The sequence below is a fragment of the Nocardia sp. BSTN01 genome (genome assembly GCF_015354405.1).
In the GTDB taxonomy this organism is placed as follows: Bacteria; Actinomycetota; Actinomycetes; order Mycobacteriales; family Mycobacteriaceae; genus Nocardia.
Genome location: NZ_JADKYP010000109.1, coordinates 1 through 7,983, shown reverse-complemented (window position 1 = coordinate 7,983; position 7,983 = coordinate 1). Strand labels below are relative to the sequence as shown.

5 protein-coding genes are annotated in these 7,983 nt (G+C 66.4%); all 5 read right to left on the bottom strand.

Annotated elements, in window-relative coordinates; genetic code table 11:
• Nucleotides 1-1,132 (bottom strand): ATP-binding protein (locus IRT45_RS35585; RefSeq protein WP_309241299.1); only part of this gene is annotated, 1,132 nt, incomplete at its 3' end.
• Between the two features lie 392 nt (nucleotides 1,133-1,524).
• On the bottom strand, nucleotides 1,525-2,097 hold the full coding sequence (locus IRT45_RS35580) for a DUF721 family protein (protein ID WP_194810152.1): 573 nt from the start codon (nucleotides 2,095-2,097) through the stop codon (nucleotides 1,525-1,527).
• Between the two features lie 111 nt (nucleotides 2,098-2,208).
• Nucleotides 2,209-3,474, bottom strand: a complete 1,266-nt coding sequence (gene recF, locus IRT45_RS35575) for a DNA replication/repair protein RecF (RefSeq protein WP_194810151.1) — start codon at nucleotides 3,472-3,474, stop codon at nucleotides 2,209-2,211.
• Between the two features lie 166 nt (nucleotides 3,475-3,640).
• The gene (dnaN, locus tag IRT45_RS35570; protein ID WP_194810150.1) at nucleotides 3,641-4,810 is read right to left on the bottom strand and encodes a DNA polymerase III subunit beta; all 1,170 of its coding nucleotides are present in this window, start codon (nucleotides 4,808-4,810) and stop codon (nucleotides 3,641-3,643) included.
• 831 nt (nucleotides 4,811-5,641) lie between these two features.
• On the bottom strand, nucleotides 5,642-7,687 hold the full coding sequence (gene dnaA, locus IRT45_RS35565) for a chromosomal replication initiator protein DnaA (RefSeq protein WP_194810149.1): 2,046 nt from the start codon (nucleotides 7,685-7,687) through the stop codon (nucleotides 5,642-5,644).
• Between the last annotated feature and the right edge of the window lie 296 nt (nucleotides 7,688-7,983).

The following is a 7,983-nucleotide window of genomic DNA, read 5'->3' as shown; positions in this document are numbered from 1 at the left end:
GAACGATCCGCTGGTGCGGCTCGCTGACCTTGACACTCACGATGGCGGCCAGACCCTCGCGGATGTCGTCGCCGGTGAGGTTACCGTCCTTCTCCTTGAGGAGCTTCTTGTCCTTGGCGTATTTGTTGACCACCGTGGTCAGCGCCGCGCGGAAGCCCTCTTCGTGGGTACCACCCTCGTGGGTGTTGATGGTGTTGGCGAAGGTGTGGACGGATTCGGAGTACCCCGAATTCCACTGCATCGCGACCTCGAGTTCGTGGCCGGTGCCCTTGCTGGTGAACGAGACGACGGTGTTGTGGATCGCCTGCTTGGTGCGGTTGATGTGCTTGACGAAATCCTCGAGCCCGCCCGGGTAGTGATAGGTGCGAGTCTTGACCTTCGGCTCCGGCGCCGCGGCGGTGCCCTCGTCATGCTTGGGCGCCTCGGCGGTCTCGCTGACCACCTCGTCGGTGACCTCGGCCTCGCTGACCCGCTGGTCGGTGAGGGTGATGGTCAGGCCCTTGTTCAGGAAGGCCATCTCCTGCAACCGGCGCGAGATCGTCTCGAAGTTGTAGGTCGTGGTCTCGAAGACCTCCGGATCCGCCCAGAAGCGCTGCGTGGTGCCGGTCCGGTCGGTGGGCTCGCCCTTGACGAGCTTGCCGGGCTTGGCGTCCTTGTACTCCTGGCTCCAATGGAAGCCGTCGCGGTCGATCTCGGTGACCATCCGGCTGGACAGCGCGTTCACCACGGAGATACCGACACCGTGCAGACCACCGGACACGGCGTAGGCGTCCGAGTCGAACTTGCCACCGGCGTGCAGCTGGGTCATGACGACCTCGATGGTGGGCACGCCCGTGGCGTGCATCGCCACCGGGATACCGCGGCCGTCGTCGACGACCTCGACGCCGCCGTCGGCCAGCAGGGTCACGTCGACCCGGCTGGCGTAGCCGGCCATCGCCTCGTCGACGGAGTTGTCCACGACCTCCCAGATCAGGTGGTGCAGACCGCGCTCACCGGTGGAACCGATGTACATACCGGGGCGTTTGCGGACCGCCTCGAGTCCTTCGAGAACGGTGATGTTGGAGGCACCGTAGTCCTTGTTGCCCGCTTTCGCCTTGGACGAGCCGCTTGCGTTGGAGTCGTTGGCAGCCACTGCTCGGTAGCTCTCCTTACTTGCTGATCCCTCGATGCGACGTCGGACAACACACACAGACCGAGCCCCGTATGGCCTCTGCTCGAGATGTTCGAACTGCTCGAGAATTACGGGTCCTCGCGCGTGCTGCACGGAACGCGCCGAAGGTATCGCCGCTAGTTACTCTTCCATCCTACTGGTACCCCCGGCACAGGATGTACCTATGACACCCCTGAGAGCGTCGTGAGTGCGTGAAATCGGTCGCCACCGGGTCCGGTTATAGGCGAACCCGCTCCCGTGAGCCTCAGCGGAAAGCGACGGGCACTCGGATCCCGCCCCGGAAAGTTACGCCGATGTGGTTTCGCGCGAGACGATCCTCCGCACCGGTTCCACGTGAAACTCACGGGCCCGGATCAGCCGTAGGTGTCGCGCGGACCGCGTCCCTTGATATGCCGCTCGCCCTTACGCCAACTCGGCGCGGCCGGACCGCTGATCTTCAGCGAGGTGACCACCCCCTGACCGACCGCGGCATTGATCTTCGCCAATATCTGCGACTGCAGCATGCGCAACTGGGTGGCCCAGGCGGTGGATTCGGCCTGGATGCTCAGCACACCATCGGTGAGCGAGACCGGATCGGCATGTGCCGCGATATCGTCGCCGACCACGGCCGACCACCGGCCGAAAACCATTCCCTCGGCGACCTTTCCCGACCACCCGCGACTCTTGGCCAGCGATCCGGCCAGCGCGGAGAGCAGTTGCGGATCGCGGTCGTCGGGCCGCGCACCGGACCAGCCGGAGCGTCGGCGCAATGCTCGTACCCCGCCCTTACGCGGTGAGGCGCGCCCTTGGCCGACCGCCTTACCGCTGGCACGGGCCGCGGCGCGGGCCTCCTCCAGGGCACGGCGTGCAAGGTCCACGCCGCGCAGTTCCGGTTCGGAGGCGGTGGACGGCGGGGAGCCGTCTTCGCGCCCGGGTTCTGCGGCCACCTTCGACTCCTTTCCCGTCCGATCACTGCATTGCGGCAAGGCTAGCCGCTGGGTCCGACAACTCGCGCCCCTTGCGCACGCGCCGGTTCGCCACAGGTGCGCCGATCGGCGTCATCCGATGTGCCGGCCGTCGGTGGGCTCGTCGGCGTTGAACTGGTCAGCGTGGAACTGGTCAGCGTTGAACTCGTCCGCAACGGCCGGCGGCTCGACGATGCGGGAGGTCCGAACGTCCGCGACGCCGTCGGTCTCCACCCGTACCGGATTGGCCTCGAGTTCCGGCGGCACGTCCTCTGACACCGCCGCCGTGATCAGCACCTGTTCGGCCCCGGCGGCCACCGCCGCCAGCGCGGTGCGACGGCGGCGATCCAATTCCGCGAAGACGTCGTCGAGCAGCAGGACCGGGTCGGTGCCCGCGCTGCGCAGCAGTTCGAAGGCGCCCAGTCGCAGGGCCAACGCGAACGACCACGATTCCCCATGGCTGGCAAAGCCTTTCGCGGGCGCCGAACCGAGCATCAGATCCAGATCGTCGCGATGCGGGCCGACCAGGCAGACGCCGCGCTCGAGTTCCTTGCCGCGCGCGGAAGCCAACTCGCTCAACATGTTCGCCTCCAGCGCCTCGACATCTCCGGGCTGTGGAGAGCGCTGGGGATTCAGGAATTCCTCGGGCAGCGCGGAACTGCGGTAGCGGATGGCGGCGGTCCGCGATTCCGGTGCGATGGACCGGTAGGCCTGCTCGAGATAGGGGTGTAGTTCATGTACCAGCCGCAGCCGCTGGGCCAGCAGTTCCGCACCGTGCGCGGCCAGATGTCCGTCCCAGACGTCGAGGGTGCTCAGTTCGGCGGGCGCACCGGAGCGCGAACGAGCCTGCCGCCCAGCCGTTTTCAACAGTGCCGAGCGCTGCCGCAACACGCGGTCGTAGTCCGAGCGGACCGCCGCCAGGCGCGGCAGCCGGGCGGTGGCCAGTTCGTCCAGGAAACGGCGGCGTTCGGAGGGGTCGCCGCGGACCAGCGCCAAATCCTCCGGCGCGAACAACACGGTCTGCAGGATGCCGAGTATCTCGCGGGTGCGGCGGACCGGCGACCGATTGATCTGTGCGCGATTGGCGGAGCCCTGATTCAACTCCACATCGATCCGCAGTTCGCGGCCACCGTTGACGACGGTCGCGCCGATCCGAGATCGCTGCTGCCCCAACCTGATCAGCGGGGCATCACCGGCAACCCGGTGGGAACCGAGTGTGGACAGATATCCGACGGCCTCGACGAGATTGGTCTTACCGTTGCCGTTCGACCCCAGGAAAACGGTTCTGCCTGTGGGTAATTCGAGGTCGGCGTGCTCCCAGGAGCGGAAATCACGCAGTGTGAGCGTCCGGATGTGCATAGCTGAACCCGCCGTCACCAGGCACTTTGTGACGGACGGGTCGAAATGCACACGCGCCCGGGGTTTTTCACAGGTTTATCAACATCTCCACAGGTCGGGGTGAACGAGTGCCGCCTCGCCGGTCGTATCGGGGCCGGCGAGGCGGGAACATCGGGAACCGAATCGATCAGCCGGGCAAACGAACCGGCATCAACAGGTAGATGTAGTTGCTCGACAACGCCGCGAACGCGCCGGAGTCCGACAGTTCCGGCTCGTCGTCGGTGGTCGGGCACATCACCGCCGGGCGGCTGGGAGTGGTGAAACCGAAGGTCACCCGGTCCGAATGCAGCGCCGACAGACCGTCGTTGAGGTAGCTGGGGTTGAACGCGATGGTCAGCGGTTCACCGCGGAACTCGGCCTCCAGCCATTCCTCGGCGCGACCGGCGTCGTCACCGCCGGCGGAGAGCTGCAGGCCCTGATCGGAGAACTCGAGCCGTACCTGGGCGCCACGCTCGGCCACCAGGGCTACGCGCTTGATGGCCTCGATCAGCGCGCTCACCTGGAGGGTGGCGATCGAGGTGTGCTCCTTGGGGAGCAATTGGCGGAACTTGGGGAATTCCGCGTCCAGCAGCCGGGTGGTGGTCCGGCGGCCACCGTTGACGATCCCCAGCAGTCCGTCGGTTCCGGTGCCGAAGGCCAGCTGGACGGGCGCATCGGAGGCGCCGAGCGTCTTCGCCGATTCCGACAGCGTGCGCGCCGGGACCAGGACCGCGGTCTCCACATCCGAGCGACCGGGCTGCCACTCCAGATGCCGCACCGCGAGGCGGAAGCGGTCGGTGGCCGCGAGAACCACCTGGGAGCCCTCGATTTCCACCCGGATACCGGTGAGCATCGGCAGCGTGTCGTCGCGGCCGGCGGCGACCGCCACCTGGCCCACAGCCTCGGAGAACAGATCCACACCCAGTTCGCCGGTCTGCGGGGGCAGTTCCGGCAACTGGGGATAGTCCTCGACCGGCATGGTCGGCAGCGAGAACTTGGCGCTGCCACAGGCGATCAGCACGCGGGTGCCGTCGACCGAGACGTCGACCGGCTTGTTGGACAGTGCCTTGGTGATGTCGGCCAGCAGGCGGCCGGAGACCAGCACCTGTCCCGGGCCTGCCACCTCGGCGGCGACGCGCATCTGCGCGGAGACCTCGTAGTCGAATCCGGAGACCGTGAGGCCGTCCTCGTCGGCCACCAGCAGCACACCGCCCAGGACGGGCACGGGCGGGCGAGACGGCAGGCTACGGGCCACCCAGGCGACGGATTCCGCGAAATCCTCGCGAGCGACCCGAAACTTCATACTTGCAAGCTCCATCGCTCGGTATGTCCTCTCCCAGTCTCGATCGGTCGTGATCTGTTCGGCGCCGTGGTGATCAGCGTGGTTCATACAACAGCGTGGTTCGCGCGGCAATGCGATCGGAACGGCTCGCCCGTACGCACCGCAGTGTGGCACAGGCGACCGACATCAAACCGTACCCGCGCAAGCGGGCGATGACTACGTCACCCCCTCGCCCGGTGCGTCGTCGCCGGAAGGCCGATTCCGTTCTGCTCCCTGCTTCGTTCGGATGTGGAGTGCCACGGATCGAGCCGTCGGTCCCCGAGCCGAGTTTCCACACACCCTGTTTTCAAGAAGAAATCTAAAGAAGAAGAACTGAAGTAGTAGTAGGCACTGTGGATTCTGTGGACGCGGGCCGTCCGCCCAGTTCAGGAGGCGTGGCGGCGTGGGGATGTCCGGCGGGTGACTCGAGGATGAACAGTGGGCCGCTGTGGAGGCCGGAAAACTGTTCAACCTCCATCCTCGAGCCATCCTCGAGTTCTTCCATGGCTCGAGACCTGTTGTACACACGTGTGTGCCGATCGGTGCACTACCGGGGGATTCCTCGAGGACCTGACAAGGAGTCCTCGAGGAATCCACATGCCGATTCGGCCGTCTTCGCAGTTCGGACCCCGTGGACGAATTCGGCTGTGGGAACTGTGGACCGAGGGCTGTGAGCGAATGCGTGCACAGGTTCCCGCATCGACTGTGCGCAACCTCGAGGACAAACCTGGGATTCCTCGAGGACTCCACAAGGACTCCTCGAGGAATCCACAACACGAAAAAGCCGATCCACCCAGGTCAACCGGGTGGATCGGCTTGTGTAGGGATTCAGCGCGAGCGCTGTTTGATTCGGGCTGTGAGTTCTTGAACCTGGTCGTAGACCCGGCGGCGCTCGGTCATCTCCTTGCGCACCTTCTTCTCCGCGTACATGACCGTCGTGTGGTCGCGACCGAAGGCCTGGCCGATCTTCGGCAGGGAAAGGTCGGTCAGTTCCCGGCACAGGTACATCGCGATCTGACGAGCCTGAGCCAGCGGCCGGGCCTTACCGGGGCCGGTCAGTTCCTCCAGCGTGGTGTTGAAGTACTCCGCGGTCACGGCCATGATCGTCGACGCCGTGATCTCGATGGTCGTGGTGTCGGGCATCAGATCGCGCAGCACGACCTCGGCCAGCGACAGATCCAGCGGCTGGCCGTTGAGGGAGGCGAAGGCCGTCACCCGGATCAACGCGCCCTCGAGTTCACGAATATTGCGCTCGACCCGGCTGGCGATCAGTTCCAGCACGTCGTGCGGCACATCGAGGCGATCCATCCGCGCCTTCTTGCGCAGAATCGCGATCCGGGTCTCCAGCTCCGGCGGCTGCACATCGGTGATCAGGCCCCATTCGAACCGGGTGCGCAGGCGCTCCTCCAGTGTGGCCAGCTGCTTCGGCGGGCGATCGGAGGACACCACGATCTGCTTGTTCGCGTTGTGCAGGGTGTTGAAGGTGTGGAAGAACTCCTCCTGGATACCTTCCTTACCCTCGATGAACTGGATGTCGTCCACCAGCAGGATGTCGGTCTCGCGATAGCGGCGTTTGAACGCCACCTTCCGGTCGTCGCGCAGGCTGTTGATGAAGTCGTTGGTGAATTCCTCGGTCGAGACGTATTTGACGCGCATCCCGGGAAACAGCCGCTGGGCATAGTGACCGGCCGCGTGCAGCAGATGCGTCTTCCCCAGACCGGAGGCCCCCCACACGACCAGCGGGTTGTACGCGCGGGCCGGCGCCTCGGCGATCGCCACCGCCGCCGCGTGCGCGAACCGGTTCGAGGCGCCGATGACGAAGGTCTCGAAGGTGTACTTGGCGTTCAGACTGGCCGCGGACGTCGCGGGGGCCGGTGCCGGCGGTTCCGGCGACTTCGCGAAATACGTCGGCCAGGAATTGCGCGCGCTCACCACTGGTTCGTCGGCGTCCTCGGCCACGCCCGGGCGCTGGCCGATCTCCGGTTCCGGCGCGAACAGCGATTCCTGTCCGGGATGGCCGCCCGCCCGGGGCAGCTCCTGGTCGTGACGCAGTGGCTCGGCTTCCCGGCGCAGCGCCTCCTGTGGATGGTGCAGTTCGTGGTCGCGGCGCAGTGTGTCCGCCTCCCGCCGCAGCGAATCCGGACCGTGCAGTCCGTCCCGGCCGGGCAGGGTGTCGGCGTCCCGGCGCAGCGTGTCGGTTTCGCGCCGGAGTGCGTCCGGATCGTGGCGGAAGACGTCGGGGTCCCGGCGCAGATCGTCGGGATCGCGACGCAGATTGTCCGGATGCCGGACCAGCGCATCGTCGTGCAGATGTGCTTCCGGTTCCCGGCGCAGTGGCGAGGACGGTCCGAGGCTGTCCGGCAATTCCCCGGCCATCGGCGCGGACGGATACTCACCCTGGGGATAGGCGGTCCGGGCCTGGTAGTCGGCTGGGGAAAGATAGCGTGGGGTGGGGAAATCGTCGGCGTCGGGATACTGCGGCGCGGCGAACCCGACCGGTTCCCGGGGCTTGTCGCGCATCCGCTCGGGGCGTGAGGTGAGGCGAGCATGACGGGCGCCGGCGCCGGGACGGTCCGGCGGCGGGTTGGCCGGCGCGGCGATCCGGACGCCGAGACCCTCCACCTGCGGGCCCAGCCGGCGGGCCAGCGACCGCAGGATCGGTTCACGCAGATCGCGTTCGATGGCCTCCTGGGCCAGGGAAGAAGGCACCGAGAGCAGGGCAAAGCCTTGTGCGACCGTGAGCGGCTTGACCAGACCGAGCCACGCCTTCTGGGCGTTGGTCACCGGCGGGATGGCTCCGTCGGTGGAGCCGGCGGTGAGCTCGGCGACCACTTCGGGCCAGACCGCGGTCAACACGTTCTGCTCGTCGTCCACGTAGTATTTCCTCCCCGGAGCAACTCGACAGGAGCTCCAACGGTCGGCGACCACTGACATGCCTGGCCGTCAGCCATACGAATATGCCACTCCAGGGGTCTTTCCACACAATTATCCACAGATGTGGAGAACTGGGATGATACGTGGCTCGCTGCAACAACCCCCCGGTCAGCGCCTGGACCTGCGCTTCTGCAGCTATCTTCTAGCTATGAATCGTAGTGGGTCTGCGGTGGCCGTGACAAGGGTGGTTCACGACTGCGCCGTCCACACGGCGCGTCGCGGCAGCACGGTGAGTC

Coding starts and splice junctions, on each gene's coding strand:
- recF (WP_194810151.1), bottom strand. CDS start 3,474: ATGCACATCCGGACGCTCACACTGCGTGATTTCCGCTCCTGGGAGCAC.
- dnaN (WP_194810150.1), bottom strand. CDS start 4,810: ATGGAGCTTGCAAGTATGAAGTTTCGGGTCGCTCGCGAGGATTTCGCG.